Origin of the sequence: Collinsella sp. AF20-14LB (genome assembly GCF_003459505.1) — a bacterium.
Taxonomy (GTDB): domain Bacteria; phylum Actinomycetota; class Coriobacteriia; order Coriobacteriales; family Coriobacteriaceae; genus Collinsella.
In genome coordinates this window covers 40,509-64,434 of record NZ_QRWD01000004.1, presented here as the reverse complement: position 1 = coordinate 64,434, position 23,926 = coordinate 40,509, and the positions used below count along the sequence as shown (strand labels likewise).

15 protein-coding genes are annotated in these 23,926 nt (G+C 61.9%); 3 read left to right on the top strand and 12 right to left on the bottom strand.

What is annotated here, in order from left to right; genetic code table 11:
• Positions 1-326: 326 nt before the first annotated feature.
• Positions 327-3,008: a cation-translocating P-type ATPase gene (locus DWX63_RS03010; protein ID WP_117842783.1), complete on the bottom strand. Its 2,682-nt coding sequence runs from the start codon at positions 3,006-3,008 to the stop codon at positions 327-329.
• A gap of 441 nt (positions 3,009-3,449) precedes the next feature.
• On the opposite strand from DWX63_RS03010, the gene pyk reads away from it, so the two are divergent.
• Entirely contained in the window at positions 3,450-4,910 is a 1,461-nt protein-coding gene (gene pyk, locus DWX63_RS03005; protein WP_089572705.1) for a pyruvate kinase, read from the top strand.
• A 421-nt stretch (positions 4,911-5,331) separates the two neighbouring features.
• Positions 5,332-6,405, top strand: a complete 1,074-nt coding sequence (locus DWX63_RS03000) for a hypothetical protein (protein WP_147336053.1) — start codon at positions 5,332-5,334, stop codon at positions 6,403-6,405.
• On the opposite strand, the gene DWX63_RS02995 is transcribed toward DWX63_RS03000, so the two are convergent.
• The 6 genes from DWX63_RS02995 to pheS form a co-directional block, all read right to left on the bottom strand.
• A complete protein-coding gene (locus DWX63_RS02995) occupies positions 6,402-7,250 on the bottom strand; it encodes a hypothetical protein (RefSeq protein WP_117842781.1) in 849 nt (282 codons plus the stop codon). The two genes, DWX63_RS03000 and DWX63_RS02995, sit on opposite strands and share 4 nt — an antisense overlap.
• 79 nt (positions 7,251-7,329) lie before the next feature.
• Positions 7,330-8,100: an energy-coupling factor ABC transporter ATP-binding protein gene (locus DWX63_RS02990; protein ID WP_233514443.1), complete on the bottom strand. Its 771-nt coding sequence runs from the start codon at positions 8,098-8,100 to the stop codon at positions 7,330-7,332.
• Between the two features lie 44 nt (positions 8,101-8,144).
• Complete coding sequence (locus DWX63_RS02985; RefSeq protein ID WP_117803613.1) at positions 8,145-8,981, bottom strand: energy-coupling factor transporter transmembrane protein EcfT; 837 nt, start codon at positions 8,979-8,981, stop codon at positions 8,145-8,147.
• Complete coding sequence (gene cbiM / locus DWX63_RS02980; protein ID WP_117842779.1) at positions 8,959-10,041, bottom strand: cobalt transporter CbiM; 1,083 nt, start codon at positions 10,039-10,041, stop codon at positions 8,959-8,961. Before cbiM ends, DWX63_RS02985 begins: the two co-directional genes overlap by 23 nt.
• Positions 10,042-10,208: 167 nt before the next feature.
• Complete coding sequence (gene pheT, locus DWX63_RS02975) at positions 10,209-12,662, bottom strand: phenylalanine--tRNA ligase subunit beta (protein WP_117842778.1); 2,454 nt, start codon at positions 12,660-12,662, stop codon at positions 10,209-10,211.
• 184 nt (positions 12,663-12,846) lie between these two features.
• Positions 12,847-13,923, bottom strand: coding sequence for a phenylalanine--tRNA ligase subunit alpha (gene pheS / locus DWX63_RS02970; protein WP_117842777.1), 1,077 nt, complete (start codon positions 13,921-13,923; stop codon positions 12,847-12,849).
• A 505-nt stretch (positions 13,924-14,428) separates the two neighbouring features.
• Between pheS and DWX63_RS02965 the strand changes: the two genes are divergently transcribed.
• Positions 14,429-16,012 (top strand): carboxypeptidase M32, encoded by a 1,584-nt coding sequence (locus tag DWX63_RS02965; protein ID WP_117842776.1) that lies wholly within the window; start codon positions 14,429-14,431, stop codon positions 16,010-16,012.
• A gap of 97 nt (positions 16,013-16,109) precedes the next feature.
• Here DWX63_RS02965 and glmM read toward each other — a convergent pair whose 3' ends face one another.
• From glmM to DWX63_RS02940, 5 genes are all read right to left on the bottom strand, one after another.
• Positions 16,110-17,441 (bottom strand): phosphoglucosamine mutase, encoded by a 1,332-nt coding sequence (gene glmM / locus DWX63_RS02960; RefSeq protein ID WP_117842775.1) that lies wholly within the window; start codon positions 17,439-17,441, stop codon positions 16,110-16,112.
• An 83-nt stretch (positions 17,442-17,524) separates the two neighbouring features.
• Positions 17,525-19,837, bottom strand: a complete 2,313-nt coding sequence (locus DWX63_RS02955) for a DUF4012 domain-containing protein (protein ID WP_117842774.1) — start codon at positions 19,835-19,837, stop codon at positions 17,525-17,527.
• A gap of 149 nt (positions 19,838-19,986) precedes the next feature.
• Positions 19,987-21,009: a DMT family transporter gene (locus DWX63_RS02950; RefSeq protein ID WP_199411075.1), complete on the bottom strand. Its 1,023-nt coding sequence runs from the start codon at positions 21,007-21,009 to the stop codon at positions 19,987-19,989.
• Positions 21,010-21,133: 124 nt separating this feature from the next.
• A complete protein-coding gene (locus DWX63_RS02945) occupies positions 21,134-21,838 on the bottom strand; it encodes a signal peptidase I (protein ID WP_117842773.1) in 705 nt (234 codons plus the stop codon).
• The gene (locus DWX63_RS02940; protein WP_117842772.1) at positions 21,838-23,910 is read right to left on the bottom strand and encodes a DUF2357 domain-containing protein; all 2,073 of its coding nucleotides are present in this window, start codon (positions 23,908-23,910) and stop codon (positions 21,838-21,840) included. The genes DWX63_RS02945 and DWX63_RS02940 overlap by 1 nt, the downstream gene beginning before the upstream one ends.
• Positions 23,911-23,926 lie beyond the last annotated feature (16 nt).

The window sequence follows — 23,926 nt, the reverse complement described above, 5'->3', positions numbered from 1 at the left end:
AGCCTCGGTCGCGAGCTTCCGACGACGATCACGCTTAGCCCGCGCCCCCGTCGTCTTTTTCTTCGCCTTAGCCTTAGCCTTGCCCACAAGCGCCTCCCAGCACCATAAATCACAACTGAGCAGGTATTTTAAATCAAAAAGAGCTGGCCGGGCAAAGCCCGACCAGCTCACAAACTTTCCCTCAGCCCTTATCATCCGCGCGAGGAAAGGCAGCGGAGTCACCGCAGGGCCCGCCCCGGAAGCCCTTTCTCCCGAACGATCCCGCAGCGCGAAGCGCGAGGACCAGTGAGGGAGAAAGGGCGTGGGGCGGGCCCGGGCAGGTTAATCTACTCCTTTTCGACCGCGCGCATGATCGCCTTGTAGATCTCCATCAGCGGGATGATCAGGAAGGCCAGGCCCAGGGCAGCGACAACGCCCTTGAGCTCAAGCGTCACGGGGCCAAAGAACATCTCGGCAAGCGTCGGCTGCACGGTCACGATCACCGTCAGCACCAGTGCCAGCGCGGCGGAAGCCCACAGCCACTTGTTCTGCTTCTTCATGGTGAACAGCGACGCACGACGGCTGCGCATATTGAAGCAGTGGAAAATCTCGACCATGTTGAGCGTGATGAACGCCATCATCACGCCTTCCTCGTCGGCATTGCCGGCGATCATATCGGCGATGTGGATGTAGCCCATGTCAAAGTACACGCCCACAAAGAAGCTCGCCAGCACCAGCGCGGTGATGATTAGGCCCTGGACCACGCAGTCCAGACCCATATGTCCGGCAAAGACACCGTCCTTGGCGTTGCGCGGCTTGCGCTTCATGATGTCGCCCTCGGCATCCTCCATGCCCAGCGCGAGCGCGGGGAAGCAGTCGGTGACCAGGTTCACCCACAGCAGCTGCACCGGCTGGAAGATGGTAAAGCCGATGAGCGTGGCGATAAACACCGAGAACACCTCGGCAAGGTTGGCCGAAAGCAGGAACTGGATGACCTTGCGGATGTTGTCGTAGATGCGACGACCCTCTTCGCAGGCGCCGATGATGGTAGCGAAGTTGTCATCGGCAAGTACCATGTCGGCGACGTTCTTGGTGACGTCGGTACCGGTGATGCCCATACCAACGCCAATGTCGGCGCGCTTGATGGACGGGGCGTCGTTGACGCCGTCGCCCGTCATGGCTACGATCTGGTCGCGCGACTTCCAGGCCTCGACGATGCGTGTCTTGTGCTCGGGCTGGACGCGGGCGTACACGCCGTAGTCCTCGATGTGCGCGTCGAGTTCCTCGTCGCTCATGCGATCGAGGTCGGCACCGGTGATGGCCTGGCTGCGATCGGCGACGATGCCCAGCTGCTTGGCGATGGCCACGGCGGTGTCGATGTGGTCGCCCGTGATCATGACGGTGCGGATACCGGCGTCGTGCGCCTCGTGGATAGCGTCGGCCACCTCGGGACGGACCGGGTCGATCATGCCGGACAGGCCACAGAAGACCAGGTCATGCTCGAGCGCAGCGGGGCTGCAGTCGTCGGGAACCTCGGTGTAGGTGCGGCTTGCCAGCGCCAGCACGCGCAGAGCCTCGTCGGCCATGGCCTTGTTGGCGGCCACGAGCTCGGCGCGACGCTCCTCGGTCAGCGGGACGACCTTTTCGCCCTCGTAAATATGGGTGCACAGGCCGATCACCACGTCGGGCGCGCCCTTGGTGTACTGCTCGTACTCGCCATCCAGCGTCTCGACGATCACGGACATCATCTTGCGGCCCGAGTCGAACGGGGCCTCGCCCACGCGCGGATGCTCGGCAGTCAGGCCGGTGAGGCCAGCCTTGCCGGCGTCGTTGACGAGCGCGCACTCGGTCGGCTCGCCCACGGCCTCGCCCAGCTCCTCGTCCCACTGGGCATCGGAGCAAAGGGCCATACCGGCCAGGAACTTCTCCTTAGGCGCAGCGAGCTCGTGCTTGACGACGGTCATCTTGTTTTGGGTAAGGGTACCGGTCTTGTCGGAGCAGATGGTCTGCGTGCAGCCAAGGGTCTCGACAGCAGAGAGCTTGCGGATAATCGCCTGGCGCTTGGCCATCTTGGTCACGCCAAGCGAAAGGACGATGGTCACGACGGCAACAAGGCCCTCGGGGATGGCGGCGACGGCGAGCGAGACGGCAACCATAAAGGTGTCGAGCAGGGCAGTCGGATCGGTAAGGACGTTGCCCACGCCGTGGCGGAGGATGTCAACGCCAAAGATGACGACGCAGATGACGATCACCATGATGGTGAGGATGCGGCTGAGCTCGGCGAGCTTCACCTGCAGCGGCGTGAGCTCTTCCTTGGCCTCGGCCAGGGCGCCGGCGATCTTGCCCATCTCGGTGTTCATGCCGGTGCCGACCACGACGGCGCGACCACGGCCGTACACGACGGTGGAGCCCATATAGCACATGTTCTTACGGTCGCCGAGCGGCACGTCGTCGGTGCCGGCGGCGAGCTCGATCACGTTGGCATGCTTCTCGACGGGCACGGACTCGCCGGTGAGCGCGGCCTCTTCGATCTTCATCGTGGCGCTCTCGAGCACGCGGCAGTCGGCCGGGACGGAGTCGCCCGCCTCGAGCATGATCACGTCGCCGGGCACGAGCTCGGCGCTCGGCAGGTGCACGAGCTTGCCGTCGCGTAGCACCTTGGACTGCGCCGCACTCATCTCCTGCAGGGCCTCGAGGGCCTCCTCGCTCTTGGCTTCCTGGACCACGCCCAGCACCGAGTTGACGATAACGACGAACATGATGATGGCAACATCGGCAAAGTCGGGCTCGCCCTTGACCATGCCCGTGAGCGCACTGATGACGGCGGCAACGATCAGCATGATGACCATGGGGTCGGCCATCTGCTCAAAGAAACGCTTCCACAGCGGTGTCTTCTCGGCTTCCTCGAGCTTGTTAGGGCCTGTCTTGGCGAGGCGCGAAGACGCCTCGTCGTTGCTCAGGCCGAGGTGCTCATCGACACCTTGGTCGCTGAGCACCTCCGCCGCGGCGGACAGGTATTCCTTTTGCATATAGAGTCCCCTCCTGGGATTCGGGCCACTCAGCAGATTGATGCCCGATCATAATTCCCAGGAGAAGGGCAAGGGCTCATCAAGGCTGCCGTGCTGAGCGGCAGTTGATAGTGGAGCTATGGTACCCCAAAGCGACGCGTCTAGCCAAAACAATCGGTTTGGAAATATGGTCCGCACGCAACGGTGCAGACCGTGTGATGCTCAACATTGGTAAAACGTTTTTTCTTCGGCACATCGCCAAACTGACATATCGCCCAGATAGCAGCGGTTAGAGCGGTTGGTAAATTTTTTCATATACCGTTTATCCCGCAAAAAATGAACTTCTAATTCGGCATACGGTCGATTTTATGGGGTATTCGGTCAGCATTTCGTTATAATCAACACGGTTTTATTTCTTATGGTTTATCTATCAGCGCAAGACGATGTCAGATGGAGGTCTGAATGTACAAGCGCACTAAGATTGTATGCACCATGGGTCCCGCCTGCGATAGCGACGAGACCATCCGCGAGATGATCAAGGCGGGCATGAACGTCGCCCGTTTTAACTTCTCGCACGGCTCCTACGACGAGCACCACGGTCGCATCGAGCGCGTCCGCCGTATTTCCAAGGAGCTCGGTCTGCCCGTCGGCATCCTGCTCGACACCAAGGGCCCCGAGGTCCGCACCGGCCTTCTGGTCGACGGCAAGAAGGTTGCCGTCAAGACCGGCGATAAGATCGTCGTCACCGCTCAGCCTACGTCCGAGGATTTCCACGGCACCGCTGAGCACATCTCCCTCGACTACCTGGCTCTGCCCTCCGAGGTCGAGAAGGGCTCCCTCATCCTGATCGATGACGGCCTGGTTGCCCTCGAGGTCGAGTCCGTCGACGGCCAGGACATGACCTGCGTCGTCAAGAATGACGGCCTGATCGGCGAGCGCAAGGGCGTCAACATGCCCAACGTCAACATCTCGCTGCCCGCCATCACCGAGCGCGATCGTCAGGACATCCTCTTTGGCCTGACCGAGAACATCGACTACATCGCCGCTTCCTTCATCCGTGACGGCGAGTCCGTCCGTGGCATCCGCAAGCTTTGCCGCGAGAACGGCGGCGAGCACGTGACGATCTTCCCGAAGATCGAGTGCGCCCTGGGCGTCGAGAACTTCGACGAGATCCTCGAGGCTTCCGACGGCATCATGGTCGCCCGTGGCGACCTGGGCATCGAGATCAAGCCCGAGCTCGTTCCCCACATCCAGAAGGAGATCATCGCCAAGTGCAACGCGGCCTACAAGCCCGTCATCACTGCTACGCAGATGCTCGACTCCATGCAGCAGAACCCGCGCCCGACGCGCGCCGAGGTTGCCGACGTTGCTAACGCCATCTACGACGGCACCGACGCCGTTATGCTCTCTGGCGAGTCCGCTGCCGGTAAGTACCCGGTCGAGGCCGTCAAGATGCAGGCCAGCATTGCTCTCGAGACCGAGAAGTACCTCCCGGCCCACGCTCCGCTCGAGGTTCCGGCCGATGCTCACGGCACCCGCGTCGTCAACAACGTTGTGGGTATGTCCGCTGTGAACATGGCTACCACCGTTGGCGCCAAGTGCATCACCGTGCCGACGACCACCGGTCGTACCGCTCGCCTGATCTCGCACTTCCGTCCCAACATGCCGATTTGCGCGTTCTCCCGCCACGAGTGGGCCGTCCAGCAGATGATCATGTACTGGGGCGTTATCCCGCATCAGGCCGAGATTACCCAGGGCACCGTCAACGGCACGATCGTCAAGGCGATCGAGACCGCTAAGGAGCTCGGCTACGTCGAGGCTGGCGATTTGACCGTCGCTACCGCCGGCGATCCCCGCATGAGCGTCCAGCTCGAGGACAAGGTCTCCTCGACCAACGTCGCTTACGTCGCTCAGGTGCGTTAAGTCGTACTTGCAAGCATGTTTGCATTGCAAAGGGCCCGGAAGGCTTCGCCTTCCGGGCCCTTTTTCTGTGTCAATGCCGGCACACGGCAAAACACGCACCCATTTCTTTACCAAAAGCGCGAAATCCACCTTTCGAGGCCCAAAAATAAAGTCCCAAGCGCTAAAAGTGTTCGCCCGATGGCGAAACCACACCTTACCCGACGCTGCTAAATCGTTTTAGCAAGAGCCAGATCGACCGCGTTTTCGGAAGTATGCGGCAAATTCTGAGACCTCCGAGCACACCCCGTTTTTTCGCAACAAAATGCCTGATAAACTGGCCTCAAAAGCCAGGTCTGCTCACAGGGTTCAGATTTTGCCGCATACTTCCGAATTGACGCTGGCATCGCACGGTCCAAAAGCACATTTCGACCAGGAGGATATCATGGACCTGACGCTATGCGGTCAATCCGCTTTTTACTATCACCGTATCCCGCCGCAGGTATTAGGGCTTTACCCCGCCATTAGCCTTGGCAATATGGATCGCAGATGTTGCGGCCTCGGAAGTCATGCAGTTGTAAAAGACCTGCTTCATGCACCGCTTCACAGGCTTGTATTCACTCGAGCACAATCCGGGTCGCGAAGCCTGTTTAAATCGCACCTCCTGACCCAAGAGCCGCCTCCTGGGTCGTTTAGGCAGACTGAACATGGGTTTGATGTCACTTCACCGGAGTTCACGCTGCTCAGCCTTGCTAAGCAGGTCTCCCGCAACCAGCTACTCATGGCTTGCTACGAGATGTGCGGCTCCTTTGCAGTGTTTAAGCCCTGCGAGCGAACGCAACAACAACTTGATGAAGCTATTTCGCTTAAGCTCATTCCACCCAACTGCGGCTGGGAGCGAGTTAACGATGTCAACGGCAATGGCACCAACTTGTGGAAGCGCCCACCGCTCCTCAGCGCGGCGGATATCGCCGCGTTTGCCAAGCAGGCCGCAGGCCTGCGCGGCGTTAAACAACTGCGCTGGGCGACCGAGCACATGACGGGGCAGACCGCCTCGCCCTTCGAAGTACAGACCTCCATGCTTGTTTCGCTCCCCCGCAACGAGGGCGGCATGGGCATCAACATCGCAAACAACGTGCGCATCCCACTCAGCGACGCCGCGCGCTCACTGTATGACAAAACCTGCTGCTACGCCGATATCCTCATAGAGAGCAACACCGACAGCATGGGCGCCATCTTGGAATGCCAAGGCCGTTCCGCCCACGATGGCGAAGCCGCGAGCCTCTCCGATGCGGAGCGCACCACCGCGCTCACCAGCATGGGCTACGATGTCATACAAATTACCTACGACCAGATCAAGGACAAGAAGAGCTTTGATAGCATCGCCGAGCTCATTCATAAAAAGGCGGGACTCCCCTACATCCCAAAGACCGATCAGGAGCGTACCGCCGAAGATGCCCTGCGACGGGAGCTGTTGGTCAATTGGGATGAATTGTTCACCGTTAAGCCGGCCGGCTAGCAGCTAGCGATCAGAGGGACTGCGGGAACGTCAGAAGCAGCAACGCGAGCCGCAAATCCCGCCTCGGTCAGCTCGATGACCTCGGTAAACGTTGCGTCGAAGAACTCCTCGGTTAGCAGGCGATACGGCGGATGATCGGGCTCGCCGGGGTTTTCGCGTACAATCTCGTGCATGACGCCGATGGTCTTGAGCACATACTCCTTATGGATGGGATACTGCCCAAAACGCGTCGCAGCGGTATACAGGCGATCGGTCGCACGCGGGATGGAAACAATGCCCAGCGTCTTGCCAAACCAGTCAAAGTCGCCTTGCTTTTTAATGCGGAACTCCTCGCACGGCTTGCCGCCGTGTGCTTCCAGATACTGGTTCACACGCGTGTTCCATACCGTGTCGGCCACCAGATGCGACCAGACGCCCAGCGTTAAATCGAGCAGCGACTGCGCCACATCTTCGGACGCAAGCGAGAACTCACAGGCGCCGGGACCGGCAACCGGCTCGGCATCCTTGTAGCGCTGGGGATAGTGTACGCGGTTCAGTCGCTCGCGTTCCTCGATAATCGAGGTCGCCGCGGCCGGCGCACCGGTGGGCGAGCTTTTAAGCAACGGTGCCACATAGGTATCCCAGAACTCGTGCTCGCGCGGCTTAGGAATAGGCTCGGGCTTGGCAAAATGTGTAATGCGATACGGAATGGGATCGGCAATACCGGGAACCATATAGCCCACAAAAATGTCCGGAACTACATTGCCAAACAAAAAGGCATTGCGGTCGCGCACCTTATCGGCAAGCGTGCCAGCACGCGCCAGCAGTCGTTCCGTCTGAGCGATATGAATATTCCAACTTGGCATAGCCACCCCCGTAAAAACCCGGATAACTATACCATTCACGGCGAGTCACGCACGCGGCCGCAACCCTACTACGCAGCAACTATTCCGCAGCACCGCTCTCGGTTCCATACGACGGCGAAGGCGCCTCGACCACATGGTGATATCGATCGATATAGATGGCACGGGCCCCCAAGCGGCGCACCAAATCTTGATGGTGCGTACTCATCAAAACCGTCTTACCGGCAGCAACGTAGGCCAGCAAAAAGTTGACTACGATGTCGCACGAGTCCTCATCGAGACCGTTGGTGGGCTCGTCGAGCACCAAGATATCGGGGTTCATCGACACGATCGCCGCCAGCGCCACGCGCTTCTTTTGCCCGCCCGAAAGCTGATAGGGCGAGGCATCGACCAGATCGGCAACCTGGAACAGCTCCATGGCATCGCGGACGCGGCGCTCGAGCTCGTCTGTCGGCAGCCCCATCTGCGCGGGGCCAAAAGCAACTTCCTCGCCCACCGTAGCGCAGAACAGCTGGGCGTCGGCATTCTGGAACACAAAGCCCACGCGCTGATGGAACCGCTGAGCGGCCGCGGAATCCCTTAGAAACGCCGCATCGATCACGTGCCCGTCAAACAGGTACGCGCCCGCGTCCGCTAGTTCAAGACCGTTGATAAGGCGCATAATCGTCGTCTTACCGCAGCCGTTGGGACCGAGTAGGGCAACGAGTTCACCACGATCGACCTGCAGCGACACACCATCGACAACCGTATGCCCCGCATAGGAGAACACCACGTCGCGAAACTCGATGAGCGGCACGCTCTTGGCGCCAGTAGCACCGTTCGCGCCCATCACGCCATTCGTATCGTTTGCCAAAACGTCGCCCTTCCCTATCCACATCGACGGCTCGGCCGCCCGCGCTACAGCACCGCGCACAACACGGCGAGCAGCACCACGACGGCCGCATAAACCGCATCGCGCCAGCCAAAGCCGCTCCGCCCGGGCGCCGGGTACGCACCGGCAAAGCCGCGGCAGAGCATAGCCTCGTCCATCGCGTGGCTGCACTCCATCGCCTTGATAAAGGTCATGCCCATGATACCCGCGATCGAATCGGTACGCGAAAATCCCTCAGGCGCACGGCCAACGCTGCGCAACATGACCGATTCGCACAGATCGTGCGCCGTGCATCCCAGCACCTCGATATGCTTGAGTGCCATATCAAAGGTAAAGATGACCTCGTCGGGCAGGCGCAGCATCTTAAGCGCCGCCGACATGCGACTCCAGGTGAGCGTCCACGAAACGCCCAGCACCAGCGACACGTTAATGAACGTCTTGAGTGCAATCTTGAGCATGGCGCCCGTGGCTGAAGCACCCAGCAGCAGGGCAGGCAGCGCCAAAACCACGGCAAACCCCGCGGCAGCCAACGCCGGCACAAAGGTAGCGCGCAGCCCGCGTACAGGGCGCACCGCGACCAGCACCAACGCGATAGCCGCCATCAACATGAGGTACAGCGGGCTCTGCGTCAGGCACACGCACAGAACGCAGACGAACATCCCCACCAGGCGCACCGGAGCCGAAACGCAAGAAAGGGCGCGGTCGACCATCGACCCGCCCTCGTTCGCGCCTCCACCCAGGCGAACCCGCTCAAGCAGGCTCGCCAGGTGCAGGACATTCTTTTGCATTACACGATGCCGAGCCCCCGCGGGCTCGTAACGCTGCTCGACCGCAAGCCAGCTAGGCAGCTCGGCTATTGCCATGAGCACCGCTTTCCTTGACCGTCAGCGAGACCAGGCGGAATGCGATGGTGAGCACCGCCACGCCAATCACGCCCGAAAGAATATACATCGCAGCCTGGCCGGCAAAGCCAAGGCCCTGTTCCTCGGAATAGGCCTGCAGATAATCGCCCGTGGGCAGGGCATCGGCAAAGGTCGGGGTGTCGAGGCCGACTGAAGCCTGCAGACTGTCGTCACCAGCCTCCTGAACGGCAGTCGCGGCGCCCTCGGCGTCCCACTCGCCCCATGCGTCACCCGTGGCCAGCAGGCCCAGCGGCGTGGCTGCGGCAAGCACGGCGACCAGAATGAGCGTGGGAATCAGGGAAGTCTTCTTGGCAGTACCATCGGCAGCAAGCTGGCCATCGACGGCCTCGGGCCCGACGATAATGCTCGGCGCCGTCTTCTTAATGAAACCGTAGATGGCGGCCGTCGCCACGCCCTCGATCACGCCGGCAACCAGCATATGCGGGATCAACATGGCCGGAATAGCCACGGACAGCGGGAAGGGGCAGTACAGCGGCGCGCCCGAAGCGTTGGTAAAGAGCATCGGCTGAATGCCAAACTCGATTGCCGCGCACAGGGCCGCCAGGCACAGGCCGAACCAACCGCTCACGATGGCAGAAACCGAGGTGCCCCAGCTCTTGTCGTGCAGACGGCTGTTGAGCGCACGGAACACGATAGCAGCGACAAACGGCAGCACAAAGGCCATGTTAAAGCAGTTGGCGCCAAACGACAGAACGCCGCCGTCGCCAAACAGCAGCGCCTGCAGCGCCAGCGCGACCGAGACAGCGATAGCCGCGGCCTCGGGGCCCAGCAGCAGCGCGATGAGTGCGCCGCCGACGGCGTGGCCTGTGGTGCCGCCGGGCAGCGGAACGTTAAACATCATGAGCAAGAAAGAGAATGCGGCGCAGATGCCCAGAAAAGCCATGTGCTCGCGATCGAGCGTGGCGCGCACCTTCTTGATGCAGTGGACCCAAACGGGCACCATCGCAACCGCCATGACGGCATCGGTCTGCGGGGACAGATAATTATCTGGAATGTGCATATACGCCTCCCGGTTGTCGGCACGCGATCGCAGCGCCGTTTGAATCACCTTGCCAGTGTTACGTATTGCTAGGTTCGTAACACGCCGCCGGCTATCATAGCAAACGGCGCACTGCCAACAAAGCAGTGCGCCGTTTTGCAATACATTCGTCACAGACGCAAGCGATCCTAGCCGCGGACCTCGCCGTTTACGCCCTTGCACACCTTGGTGACAATCTTCTGGTGCGCTTTCTCGACCTCTTCGCTGGTGAGCGTGTGGTCGTCCGAGCGATACGTGAGCGCAAAGGCCATGGACTTCTTGCCCTTGCCGATACGAACCGGATCGCGGTAGACATCGAACAGGCGCACGCCCTCGAGCAGCTTGCCGCCGGCGCTGGTAATACGGCGCTCAAGATCCTCGCAGGTCACGGCATTGTCGACCACAATGGCAAGGTCGTGCTCAACGGCCGGGTACTGCGAGAACTCGCGGTAGTTCTCCTGGTTGCGGGCGCCCTTGATCAGCTTGTCCAGGTCAAGCTCAAAGGCAACGACAACCTCGTCGATGCCGCAGGCCTCGCGCGCCTCGGGGTGGATCTCGCCGACCCAACCCAGCACGGTGCCGCCGGACAGAACCTCGGCCGCACGACCCGGCTGCAAAAAGGCATAGCCCTCGCCCTCGACGGGACGGAAGCGAACCTTCTCGATGCGCAGCTGGGCGAGCAGCTCCTCGACAATGCCCTTGCCAAAGAAGAAACGCAGCTTGCGGTACTTCATGTTCCAAGACTGCTCGCTCCACTGGCCCGAGAGCACACCCGCCACGGACTTGGTCTCCTTGGGCAGGCTGGCATTCTCGCGACCATGGAACAGGCTGCCGACCTCGTACAGGTGCACGTTGGGCGTGCCGTGGGCCTCGTTATAGGCAACGGACTGCAGTAGGCCCGGCAACAGCGAGCGGCGCATCTCGGTCTGCTCGGCCACCAGCGGGTTCATGAGCACCACGGGGCAGCCGCGGCCCTCGGTGGACATGCCGATCTTCTCCAGGTCGCCCGGGGCGGCAAAGCCAAAGGTCGTGGTCTCGTTAAGACCGCAGGCGCGCAGGATCTCGCCGACCTTGCGGGTGAGCTTTTGCTCGCGGGTCAGGCCGCCGATGTGGTTCTTGGCAGCCGGGATTGTCGCCGTCACGCGGCCCATGCCCCATAGGCGCAGGACCTCCTCGATCAGGTCAATCTCGCGCGGCAGGTCTGGGCGGAAGCTCGGCGGGGTAACCATAAAGTCCTCACCGTCGCGTTCGACGGTGCAGCCCAGACGGGTGAGCGAACGCTCGATAAAGTCGGGCTCGATGTCAGCACCGCAGATGGCGTGCACGCGGGCCAGGCGCAGCTTAATGCTGTCGATGGTCTTGGGCGCGGGGAACACGTCGACATAACCGGGAGCAACCTCGCCGCCGGCAATCTCCTCGATGAGCGCGCAGGTAACGTTGGCGACATCCACGCAGCCGGTCTCATCGACCTGGCGCTCAAAGCGAATGGAGGCGTCGGAGATCAGCGACAGATCGCGGCTGGTGTGCGAGGTGCGACCGGCGTTGAAGCAGGCGCTCTCGACCATCACGTCGACGGTATCGTCCTCGATCTCGGAATCCATGCCGCCCATGACGCCGGCCAGCGCCACGGGACGCTCGCCGTCGGTGATAAGGCCCATGCCGGCGTCGAGCGTGCGCTCCTCGCCGTCGAGGGTCGTGAACTTCTCATCCTGCTGGGCAGCGCGAACCACCACGCGGCGACGGCCCTCGCGCTCGGCAAAGGTGGACAGGTCAAAGGCGTGCAGCGGCTGACCGGTGAGCATCATCACGTAGTTGGTGATGTCGACGATGTTGTTATGCGGGCGCACGCCCAGGGCGTTGAGGCGCTTGACCATCCAGTCGGGCGACGGGCCGACCTTCACGTTGCGCACGATGCGGGCAACGTAGCGGTCGCACAGGCCCTCGTCGGCGATCTCGACCGAAAGCTCGTCGTCCGTCGCGCGGCCGGTCTCGGTTTTGATGGCGGGCAGCTCAACGTGGAAATCGCGGTCGAAGATGGCGCCGGTCTCGCGGGCCATGCCGATCATGGACAGGCAGTCGGGGCGGTTGGGCGTGATCTCGCAGTCGAGCACGGTGTCGCTCGAGCCCATGTACTCGGCAAACGGCATGCCGCAGGGCGTGTCCTCGGGCAGGATCATGATGCCGGAGTGGTCGCCGCCCAGGCCGAGCTCGCGCGCAGAGCAGTTCATGCCCATGGACACGACGCCGCGAAGCTTGCTCTTCTTGATCTTGACGTCGCCGGGAAGCACGGCGCCGATCATGGCCGTGACGATGTGGTCGCCGGCCTCGAAGTTCTGTGCGCCGCAGACGATCTGCAGCGGAGCGGGATTGCCGTCGGCGTCGAGGTTCTTGTCGCCCACGTCGACCGAGCACACATACATGTGGTCGCTATCGGGGTGCGGGGTCTTGGTGAGCACCTTGGCGGTCACCACGTGGTCGAAGGACTCGCCCACGGTGTCGATCGCCTCGACCTCGGTGCCGGTACGGATATATTCGTCCGAAAGGGTCTTGGGATCCTCCGGAATATCGATCATGGTCTTGAGCCAGTCGTAAGAAACACGCATCTAGCTCTCCTTTCATACTGAAAGCCTGCGAAGAAATGCAGGTGGAAACTTCAACTTTGTGAACATTCCTTACAAAGCGAGGGTTGTCCAAGTGCGGCAGATCGGCCCGAAAGAGGAGCGCCGCGTACTTTGGTACGCAAGCGACGAATGAGGGCCGAGGTGCCGTGCTTGGGCAAGCCGCAGCCTAGAACTGATTCAAGAAGCGCATATCGCCCGTCATGAGAGTTCGCAGGTCGGGCAGGTCGTAGCGCAGGGCCGCGACGCGCTCGGCGCCAATGCCAAAGGCGAAGCCGGTGTACTTCTCGGGGTCGATGCCGCAGTTGATGAGCACGTTGGGGTCGACCATGCCACAGCCCAGGATCTCGATCCAGCCGCTGTGCTTGCAGAAGTTGCAGCCCTTGCCGCCACACACGTGGCAGCTCACGTCCACCTCGCAGCTGGGCTCAGTGAAGGGGAAGAAATGCGGGCGGTAACGCGTCTTGCGATCCTCGCCAAACATGCACTTAACAAAGTAGTCGAGCGTGCCCTTCAGGTCGCCAAAGGTGATGCCCTCGTCGACGACCAGGCCCTCAATCTGGTTGAACTGCGGCAGGTGGCAGGCATCGGCCGTGTCGGGACGGTAGACGGTGCCCGGGCAGATCATGTAGATGGGCGGCCTCTGCGACTCCATGGTGTGGATCTGCACGCCCGAGGTCTGGGTGCGCAGCAGCACGTCGGACTCACCGTGGGCGTGAGCCTCGGGGTGCGCGACGCTGCCGGGGTTGTTGTCGATCACGTAGAACGTGTCGCGGGCCGAGCGGCTCGGGTGATCCATGGGCGCGTTGAGCGCGGTGAAGTTGTAGTAGGAGGTGTCGACCATGGGGCCGGACTCGACGGTGTAGCCGATGCCGCAGAAGATGTCCTCGGCCTCCTCGATGATCTGCTTGATCAGGTGCTGGTGACCGATCTGCGGACGGACGCCCGGCAGCGTGATGTCGACGGCCTCGTGCTCGAGCGCGTGCTTGAGGGCGGCGGCCTTCATCTCGGTGGTGCGCTCGTCAAGCATGCCCTCGATCAGCTGGCGCATCTCGTTGGCGCGCTTGCCCATGACGGGACGATCCTCAGGGGCGAGCTTGCCCATCATGCGCATCAGGCCGGTGATGCGGCCCTTGCGGCCGAGCAGCTCAACGCGCGCGGCCTCAAGCTTCTCGGCGTCGTCGGCGCCTGCGACGAGCTCCTTGGCCTCTTCCTCGAGTTTGACCAGATCATCAATCAGACTCATGTCTTCCCTTTCGTCTCTCGCGCATCCGCTTGCCGGGGCGGCTGGCACCGCCCGATGCTTACGAATGTGCGGCCCGGTTCGGTAACAAAAAACCGTCCTCGGGCATGTGCATTGCCCAAGGACGGTTGAATTCCGCGGTACCACCTTGTTTGACCCGGCGGATGTCTGGCCCGCCGCGCCCACTCTTTGCCCCTTTTCGCGAGGCTCACGGCTTCCCTACTGGGGCTTTGCCGCCGCGTGGCCGCGCGCCCGTTGAGGTTGCTGCTCGGGAGTGAACGCTTGGCCCTTGCCACCGCAGGAAGGCTTGCAGCCCATGACCTTCCCTCTCTTGCCGGCGACGCGGCGGGCAAAACCCTCTCCGTCAACGCATTGGGCTATAGGATACCACATCCTGCGTGTACATCGCCGCGTTCCGTTTTGTTCGCGCTGGGTACAAGGCAGGTAGCTGTGCAAACTGGCCGTGCACCCGCCTGCGGCGCTCGGCCTGCGAGATTAAGGATACGGTATGGGAAAGAAACTCGATAAGAAGGCCAAGGCCGCCGTGGCAAAGGCTGCCAAGGGCGTCAAGGCTGCTAAAGTCGACAAGGCCGTCAAAAAGTTCCGCAAACTCGAGGGCAAGCTGTGGACTCGCGAGTACCTGCTCAAGATTGCCGAGTTCGATGGAGCGACGATTGCCCCCGCCAACGGCGCCGCAGCGCGCGCCGATGCTATGGGCACGCTTGCCGGCGAGCATCACAAGCTGCTGACCAGCAAAAAGTCTGTTGAGCTCGTGCGCTCTCTCGCGCGTGAGACGGTCGCAGGCGGAAAAATCGACGACCCGCAACTGCTCGACGAGATTCGCGTGCTCGGCCGCGACCAGCGCGAGGCGAGCGTCATTCCCACCGAGGAGGCCGAGGCCTGGACCAGGCTCACCTGCGAGGCCGACGCCGTGTGGCACAAGGCCAAGACGGCCAATGACTGGGCAAGCTTTGAGCCCTATGTGGACAGAATCGTCGGCCAGCTTAAGCATCAGGCCGAGCTCATGGACCCCAAACGCGACCCCTACGATGTTTGGCTCGACCAGTACGAGCGCGGCCTTTCCGCCCAGAGCTTTGACGCGTTTTGCGACGAGGTCAAGGCCACGGTCGTGCCGCTCGTGCACGCCATCGGCGAGCGCGGCCAGCAGCCCGCCGCTGACTTCTTGCATGCCCGCGTGCCCGAGTCTGCCCAGCGCGCCATGAGCTTCGACCTTATAAAGCTCGTCGGCCTAGACTTGGACGACACCACGCTCGCCTTTACCGAGCACCCGTTTAGCGAGGGCTTTGCCGTGGGTGATGCGCGCATCGCGACGCACATCTACGAGGACGATTGCATCTCCAACGTCTACAGCATCATCCACGAGGCGGGACACGCCATGTACGAGCTGGGCGTCAATCCCGCCTATGCGCGCACGTGCCTGGAGGGCGGCACCTCCATGGGCATCCACGAGAGCCAGAGCCGCTTCTTTGAGAACACCGTAGGTCGCAGCCGCGCCTTTATGGGACCGCTGCTCGAGGTGCTGCGCCGTCACGCGCCCGAGGTCTATGGCGACGTGGACGAGGACACGCTCTACCGCGCCGTGAACATCGCGCAGCCGTCGCTGATCCGCACCGAGGCCGACGAGCTCACCTACCCGCTGCATATTATGGTGCGCTACCAGATTGAGCGCATGCTGTTTGCCGGCGAGGCCACGGCCAAGGACATCCCTGCGCTTTGGAACCGCTTTATGGACGAGTACCTGGGCATTTCCGTTCCCGACGACACGCGCGGCTGCCTGCAGGATACGCACTGGAGCGGCGGCTCGTTTGGCTACTTCCCCACGTATGCGCTGGGTAGCGCCTACGATGCCATGTTTGTGCCGGCCATGTGCCGCGACGGTGTCGACCTCAACGGCGCCTGTGCGAGCGGCGATTTGGCACCCGTCCGCGCTTGGCTGGGCGAGCACATTTGGCAGTGGGGCCGCGCCAAGGACGCGCCGGAGCTCATCAAGGGCGCCTGCGGCATGGCATTCGATGCCCGCTACTACTGCAGCTACCTGCAGGACAAGTTCACCACGCTCTACGAGCTGTAAAGCTTAAGCAACACACCAACACGAAGGGGGCGCCGCAGGATCTATCCGCGGCGCCCCTTTTCCACCTAGTCGTTTAAGAATGTCCCCGATGGCTACCTTACAGAGCTTCCAAAGCACTTGCGATGCGCTTCATGGCTGCGTCGGCAGCTGCCTGGTCGGGGGCTTCGGCCAGCACGCGAATCACCGACTCGGTTCCGCTCTTGCGGACGAGCACGCGGCCCTCGCCCGCCAGCGCGGCCTCGGCCTCGGCGATGGCGGCCTGCACGCCCATGTTGCCCAGCGCGGCGTCCTTATCCGCTACGCGCACGGCAACCTGCGCTTGCGGCAGCAGCTTGCACGGAGCCGTGAGCTGCGAGAGCGTCTCGCGCTCGGCACGAATCACTTCCATCACGCGCAGCGAGGTCATAATGCCGTCGCCCGTGCGCTCGATATCGCCAAAGATCGTATGGCCCGTCTGCTCGCCGCCCAGGCTGTAGCCGCCCTCGCGCATCTTGGCGTACACGTGACGGTCGCCCACGCCGCTGGTCACGGCACTCAGGCCGGCAAGCTCCAGCGACTTGATCAGGCCAAAGTTGCTGGCGATCGTCGGCACCACGGTACCGCCCGAAAGGCGACCGTGCTTGTTCAGATACACGCCGCACACGTACAGGATCTGGTCGCCATCGACCACGCGGCCGCGCTCGTCCACGGCCAGGCAGCGGTCGGCATCGCCGTCGTAGGCAAAGCCCACGTCCAGGCCCTGCTCCACCACATGGCGCTGTAGGCGCTCCATATGCGTGGAGCCGCAGTCGACGTTGATGTTAAAGCCGTCGGGCGCGGCATTGATCACACGCACGTCGGCGCCCAGCGCGTCGAACACCGGCTTGGCCACCGAGGACGCCGAGCCGTTGGCGCAGTCGAGACCGATCTTAACGCCCTGCAGCGAAAAGTTCGCACTTGCAATGAGCGAGGCAATGTAGCGGTTGCGGCCCTGCATGTAGTCCACCGTGGCGCCAATGTGGTTGCCCGTAGCCAGCGGCACCTCGCTCTTGCCATCGATATAGTCCTCGATGAGCTCCAGTACGTCCTCGTCCATCTTAAAACCGTCGCTATTGACGAGCTTAATGCCGTTATCGCAAAACGGGTTGTGGCTCGCGCTGATCATGATGCCGCAATCGAAGCAGCCTTCCACGGTCTGATGCGCTACACCCGGTGTGGGGATCACGTGCAGCATATAGGCGTCCGCACCGCTCGCGACCAGGCCACTCACCAGCGCCGCCTCGAACATATAACTCGAGCGACGCGTGTCCTTACCCACGATGACGCGCGCCTTGCGCTCGCGGTTGGCGCCGTAATACCAGCCCACAAAACGGCCAATCTTATAAGCGTGCTCTACCGTCAGCCCAACGTTAGCCTCACCGCGAAAGCCGTCGGTGCCAAAGTACTTCATGCGCTCTCCTTACAAAATAGGGGCGAACAGATTGCCTGTCCGCCCCAAAATGGTACTCGATTATCTGCGCTACCAGAAAAACCCTACGCCGACGCGCTGTCGCGAGCCGCCTGGCATGTAGGAGTCTGACGCAGCGTAAGCGGCTTGTCCCCCGCCTCGGCTGACGTGGTCAGCGTATATGTGATCGTCGTCGTCTCGCCAGCATGCAGGTCAACGGTGCCCGAATAGAAGGGGATTCCATGCCACGTAGCGGCGCCAAGACCAAACTGGGTGCCCTCGACGGTCAGATCAGTAATGTTGCCGCCCGTCGGGGCAAACAACGAGACATTCAGACGCTCGTCGTCGCGCGCGGCATCGGGCGCGCTCGCCGCGACGTAGTCGGGCAGCTTGCCGGCCTCCTCCTGCGTCATGATGTTCGTCAGGGTAACGGTGATGCGATACGAGCATGTGCCGTCACCGTTCTTGATGCCCTGGCCAATCTGCGTATCGGCATTCAGGTACCAGTCGAGCTTGGAGAAGCTCAGGTTGTTAAAGTAGACACCAGCAACGGGATCTTCACTCGGGTCATCCGGATCGGGCAGCGAGGCGTCGATGTTCATCTCCTTGATAGCGTTCTGCTCGTCATCGTTTTTCATCCACGCGATCAGGCGGCCCTCTTCGGCACCGCGCTCAACGGCGCTGACAAGCTTCGTAACATCGACATCGCCGATACCGCCAAGGATCTTGTCGAAGGCAGCGCTGGCGACGGATGCAAAGATGCCGTCCGACTCCTCGACCGGATAGTTCCAGTACACATCGTGCATGAGGACCCTTGCGGCGTTGGTGCCGTCGACAACCGTTCCGTCGGGCAGCGACACGTTACCGACCAGGCCCAGCAGATACTGCAGGAACACCGGGTCGATACCCACGACGCCGTCAACGTCCTGGCCATATTGAGATTTCCACAGGGCTGCGACACGCTGCGAGTTGCGGGGCCAATCAGGCGAATAGGTATTGCCCGAGTTGTACAGGTTACTGTGGTTGCCGAACAGCGCCTCATCCTCTTCGTCGACGCTCTCGACTGCCTCATCCTCGCTAAGTCCAATGCGGGGAACAAACTCGCCAATCGACATCTGGCCGTCGGTGACCGAAATCAGGCCCTGCGAACCGCCAAAGCCGCCGCAGGCACGAATCTCGACGTTGTTCATGGCGTACACAAGGTAGTTGCGCGTCTGGCCGTTGGCGCCGAGCATCTGCGGAAGGACGGGGGCGACCTTCTCCGCCGCGTCAACCGCGCCGTTGAGGGTGGCAAAGCCGTCCTTGGCCTTATCGACCAGCTCGGTCACCTGGGAAATATGAGTATCGCCAATGCCCTGGATCTTCTCGTTGGCGCTCTTGAACACCTTCGAGCTGCTGGAAAGCGAATCGGCGACCGCCTGCAGCGCGGACACGTTAATCATGCCGTCCTGAAACAGCTTGCCGGGCGTGGCCTGCGAAAGGTTATCGGCCATGGGAACCAGCGCATTGCTCGAGACATCGGACAGGGCGTCGATCATGGTGCGGGCCGCATTGATGTCGCTGCCATACACCGGGATAAACGAAGCCGCCGTCCACAGCGGGCTCGAGGTCTCCGCCTTCATGCTGTCGCAAAGCTCATCAATCTTCTTCGCGTCGTCAGGCAGCGTCGAAAAATCGCCCGACGTAACCTTGTCCTTAAGGCCACCGACAATCTCGACGGCCTCCTTCGCTTCACTCTTTACGGTCTTTGCCGAGTTAAGCAGCATAAAGCCGCTTGCGCCAAGCGCAACGAGAAGCACCGCGACTACAGCGGCAATAATGGCGCCGGTGTGACGCTTTTTGCGTTCGCCCTTGCGATGGCGATGACGGACCAGACCGTCAGAGGTCGAACTCGACGAAGCGTCGCTACCGTAGTTCAAGCCAAAATCGTAATAATCTTCCTTGGAACCCGAGCCCGCAAACTCGGCACCGCTATCATCCAGGCGGGCGAACGTGCCAGTCTCGGAGGCACCGGTGTAAATCGTGCCAAGGTTACCCGTAAGCCCCGCGCCACCGGCAGAGGGAGTATTGTTGGCGGCCTTGCCGGCATTAACGTTGCCGGCGGCATTTGCGGCGTTGGCAGCACCTGCGTTGTTCGCAGGTACCGAAGGAGCCCCGCTCGGCTGCGACGCGGAGGTTGCACCGCCCGCAAAGACATTCCCTCTTGCACGGCCGGCCTTTTTCGCCTTTTGAGACTGCTCGTACAGAGCGGTAAACATCGCCGTCTCGCCCGGGGACACGCGCTTACTGGAACCGCCCTGTCCAGCGCCGCCCGGCGTGCCGGCCTTACCAGCCCCGTTCGGACGCGGCGGAACTGCAGGACGGCCGTTATCGCTGCCCTTAAAGTGATTACCAGCCATAAAGAAATCCTCGCAATTGAGTCGCAATGAAAAAATCCATAACGTTACTAGTTTATGGCATTTTGGGCATCGACAGCTAAACTCCAGACACGGACATCAATTGGCGAAAATGTGGCACAACACCTTTTCTGTCTTGGCAGTGGCGCGAGCTATACCGTCAGGAACACCATCGCGATAATCATGGCAAAACCCGCCAGGTCGGTGGGCAAAAACACCGTGCCCAGCATAAGGGCGCTGGTGATGGTGGCCGAAACCGGCTCCATGGTTCCAAGAAGACTCGCGCGCACCGAGCCAATCTCCTTAACGCCCTGCATGTAGAACATATAGGCGAAGAACGACCCAACCACAATAAATATCGCGAGCGCGCCGACACCCGAGGGGCCGAGCGCCGGCATATGCGCACACGGCTGGGTAAAGATGCTCATCACGATTCCCGCCGAAAGCATGGCCGAGCCCGTGACGACCGAGCTGCCGTATTTGTTGAGGATTCCGGCAGGGATGATTGCTATGCAGGCACCGCCCACTGCGCACAAAAGGCCCGCGAGCAGGCCCATTGGCGAGATACTGAGCGTACAAGGGTCGCCGCCCGTGGCAATTAAAAACGTTCCGCCTAAGGCGAGCAAAATGCCAAGCGCCTCGCGCGTGCGCGGCAGTCGATGCGCGGTGACGCAGGCATACCCCATGACGACCACCAGCTGCAGACACTGAAAGACGGTCGCGGCGCCCGCGTTGGTCAGGCGCACGGCTGACAGATAGCAAAGCTGGTTGAACAGCAGGCCAAAGATCGTAAATAGGATGAGCTGCTTGCGATCGGCAGGGGTGGTCCACAGCCTGACCAGGCGGTCGCGATCTTTTCTGAGCACGACGAACATAAAGAGCAGGCCAGCGATAACTTGGCGCACGCTCATCAGCCAAAATGTCTCGATATGGCACACGTCAAAGAGGTAGCTGGCACTGGTGCCAGAAAAACCCCAAAACGTACCGCCGGCAAACGCGGCGAGCGTGCCCAGGGCCATCTTGCGCGTCTGGGCATCGTTGAGGCGATCGCGCCATGCGCGGCGGGTGCTGCGGCTGAGCTCATCGGTGCCCTCGGGCACGACAAAATCGGACGCCGCCGTCATCGGTACCGAAGCCTTTTCGCGTGTACGCTGAGCTGAGCGCTCCTGTTCCATTCCACTCCCCGAAATCAATTGGCAACAAAGCGCTCAAACTTTAGCACGAATATTGGTATGGAAAAGCAGACGATTCGGAACATCTACGGGCGTCCAAATTGCAGGGACGAAAGGCACAGACGTGCTATGCCGAGTGGTTGGAATCGTCTAGGGCGCCGGGGTCGGCTTCCGCACGCCCCTGGGCACGATCGCCATCGCCTGGGTCCTTGGCGCTGTCCCGGTCTTCCTGCTCGCGGCGACGCTTTTCGCGAATCTGCTCCACGGCCGCGCGCAGGGCGGCCTCGTCCTCGGCGCGCGCCACCTCTTGCGTGGTCTTGACCATATGGCGAATTTCGAGCACCAGCAGCACGATCAGCGGCACCACGATAAACGGAAAGAACAGCAGCGGATTGGTGAGCAGCGACACCACAACGCCCAGGCCTGCCGAGACAAAGACCACGCGGCCCACCACGTCGGCGGCGGGCACGGGCGCGGCATCCTCGACCGGATTGGCATCGCCCTTGGTGCGGTAGATCGGGGCGCCGTCGGCGGCGGCCTCCACAGCAACGATGCGGTGCGTGTTGAGCGAACCCTCCAGTACGTCATCGGACGAATGGAAGGTGATGATGTCGCCGACCTGGTAGGCCTGGCTGCTGTCGGTATCGACGACGATAAACGAATGCACGGGAATCGCCGGCTCCATCGAGCCGGTCAGCGTACGCATAAAGCCGTAGCCCATGATGGTGGGAATCTCGCCGGCGGGCGTGAACACCGTGCGCAGCAGCACCACAAAGGCGACCAGGATCACCACGGTCGCCAGCACGTTGATCACGCGGAGCACATGCTTCATCACTTGTCGTCGTCCTTTGCGGAAGTCTCGGGGTCGGCAGCGACCTCGCCCTCGGTGGCATCCGCCGCAGAAGCGCCATCCTCGTCAGGCGCGGCGACCACGCCCTCGCCAGCCTCGCCGCGCAAGCGGGCCAGCAGATAGCGCAACAGGCTGTTGCCCTCGGCACGGCGCTCGGCACGAGCGCGATCACGCACGGCCTGCTCCAGCTCGTGCGTCAGCGCGTCCAGGCGCTGCTGCATCTCCGCGCGAGCAGCTTCGACCTCGCGCTCGCAAGCGGCACGGACGGCGGCGACTTCCTGCTCGATGCGCTCCCCTGCCGCAAGCTCGGCTGCGGCGATACGCTCGTCGGCGTCGGCACGGGCCTCCTCAGCGGCACGCGTCGCGGCATCGCGCTCGGCAGCGACGGCGGCGACCTTCTCGCCAGCATCCACCGCGGCCTGCTCCACAGCAGAATCGGCGGCCGCGTGGGCGGCATCGATCGCGGCATGCAGCTCGGCAACCTCCTTGGCGCACACCTCGCGCACGCCGGCAAGCTCGGCCGCGGCGGCATCCTTGGCAGCTTGCAGCTCGGCGGCATCGGCTTCCGTCTTGGCAGCCAGGGCCGCAGCAGCGTCGCTCTTGACCTGTGCGACCTGCTCGGCGGCTGCCTGCTCGGCGGCGGCAACCCGTGAATCGGCATCGGCGTGAGCGGCCGCGACCTCGGCATCAGCCTCGGTGCGCATCTGCTCAAGCTGCGCCGCTGCGGTCGAGCGCGCCTCGGCGGCAGCTTCCTCGGCGGCCTTCTTGCCGGCCTCGACATCCTCCAGCGAGCCGCGCAGCTCCTCGGCAGCGGCCTCGGCCATCTGCGCGCGCTGCGTCAACGCCAGCTCACGCGTCTTGGCCTCGTCCAGCTCGTCGGCCAAGTCGTCGCGCTCGTCGGTCAGCGCATGCGCCTGAACCTTCCAGGACGTAAGCTGCCCCTGCAGCTCCTCAATCTGCTCGCGAGCCTCGGCCAGCGCCTGCTCGGCATCGAGCTGGGCCTGCGTGACCTCCTCCACAAACACGCGGCGGACCTCAACATCGGGCAGGTCGGGACTATCGACCTGCACCTCCTTAATCTCCTTAATAAACTTGGGCGCCACCGGCGCGTGTTGCACGCTCTCGAGCTCCTGCAGGTTGCGCTCGTCATCGGTCAGGCTCTTAAAGACGGTGTAGTTGTTGATAAGGTTGGTGTACATCTGCACCATGTACTCGTCATCGAACGCCAGCGCCTGCTGCTGCACGTCGATGTTGTAGCCCACCTTGTCGTAGCGCTCCATAAACTGCCACAGCTGGTAGCACTTGCGGTAGTTGGGGTCTTTCATGATGAGGTTGGTGCGCTGGATGGGGCTGCGGACCGCGCTGCAGCCGTTCATGATCTGGCAGAATGACGCGCCGCGCAGCGCCATGACCAGACGGCGCACGCGGTCGATGCGCATAAAGACGTCCATGTTGTCGGCGTCGTTCTCGGCAAAGCTCTGACGGTTTTTGACCGTCATCTCGACGTTGTACTCGATCTCTTCGTACGCATCGTCGATCTTGCTGTGCATCTTAAAGCGGTTGCGGATCTCGTTGCCCGTCGACCAAAAGATGACGTCGGTGCGCTTGTCCACAAACGTCAGCAGGCGCTGAATCAGGTGGTAGATAAAGCGGTTCTCGTACAGGTCGTAGGTCTCAACGGTATTGACATTGAGGATGCGCGTGGGGTGAACTCCGCCGTCGTCGCTCGGCGCCAAAAACTGCGTGTTTTGGCTCAGATGGCGAACGCTGTCGGCGCTGATCTTTTTGGCGAGCGAGACCGGCACCACCTCTTCCTCGGTGGTAATGAAGCGGCGCGGCTTTTCGATGATGGTATTGATGGCGTCGAGCGAGTCCTCGATCATGCTGATCCATTCCTCGTCCACCACCTTGACGAGCTCCTCGCGCTGCTGCTCGATCGTGGTGCCCGAGGCCTGCGCCATCTCAAACAGATAGCGGAAGTAGCGGCTGTCCTCCTGGATGGGCTCCATCTGCTCGGAGAAGCTGGTATAGAGGTCCTGAATGGTCTCGGACATGGGTTACTCCATAGAT

Excerpts from the sequence above, each read along its gene's own strand:
- DWX63_RS03010 (WP_117842783.1), bottom strand. The coding sequence starts at position 3,008 with ATGCAAAAGGAATACCTGTCCGCCGCGGCGGAGGTGCTCAGCGACCAA.
- pyk (WP_089572705.1), top strand. The coding sequence starts at position 3,450 with ATGTACAAGCGCACTAAGATTGTATGCACCATGGGTCCCGCCTGCGAT.
- DWX63_RS03000 (WP_147336053.1), top strand. The coding sequence starts at position 5,332 with ATGGACCTGACGCTATGCGGTCAATCCGCTTTTTACTATCACCGTATC.
- DWX63_RS02995 (WP_117842781.1), bottom strand. The coding sequence starts at position 7,250 with ATGCCAAGTTGGAATATTCATATCGCTCAGACGGAACGACTGCTGGCG.
- DWX63_RS02985 (WP_117803613.1), bottom strand. The coding sequence starts at position 8,981 with ATGGCAATAGCCGAGCTGCCTAGCTGGCTTGCGGTCGAGCAGCGTTAC.
- cbiM (WP_117842779.1), bottom strand. The coding sequence starts at position 10,041 with ATGCACATTCCAGATAATTATCTGTCCCCGCAGACCGATGCCGTCATG.
- pheT (WP_117842778.1), bottom strand. The coding sequence starts at position 12,662 with ATGCGTGTTTCTTACGACTGGCTCAAGACCATGATCGATATTCCGGAG.
- pheS (WP_117842777.1), bottom strand. The coding sequence starts at position 13,923 with ATGAGTCTGATTGATGATCTGGTCAAACTCGAGGAAGAGGCCAAGGAG.
- DWX63_RS02965 (WP_117842776.1), top strand. The coding sequence starts at position 14,429 with ATGGGAAAGAAACTCGATAAGAAGGCCAAGGCCGCCGTGGCAAAGGCT.
- glmM (WP_117842775.1), bottom strand. The coding sequence starts at position 17,441 with ATGAAGTACTTTGGCACCGACGGCTTTCGCGGTGAGGCTAACGTTGGG.
- DWX63_RS02955 (WP_117842774.1), bottom strand. The coding sequence starts at position 19,837 with ATGGCTGGTAATCACTTTAAGGGCAGCGATAACGGCCGTCCTGCAGTT.
- DWX63_RS02950 (WP_199411075.1), bottom strand. The coding sequence starts at position 21,009 with ATGGAACAGGAGCGCTCAGCTCAGCGTACACGCGAAAAGGCTTCGGTA.
- DWX63_RS02945 (WP_117842773.1), bottom strand. The coding sequence starts at position 21,838 with ATGAAGCATGTGCTCCGCGTGATCAACGTGCTGGCGACCGTGGTGATC.
- DWX63_RS02940 (WP_117842772.1), bottom strand. The coding sequence starts at position 23,910 with ATGTCCGAGACCATTCAGGACCTCTATACCAGCTTCTCCGAGCAGATG.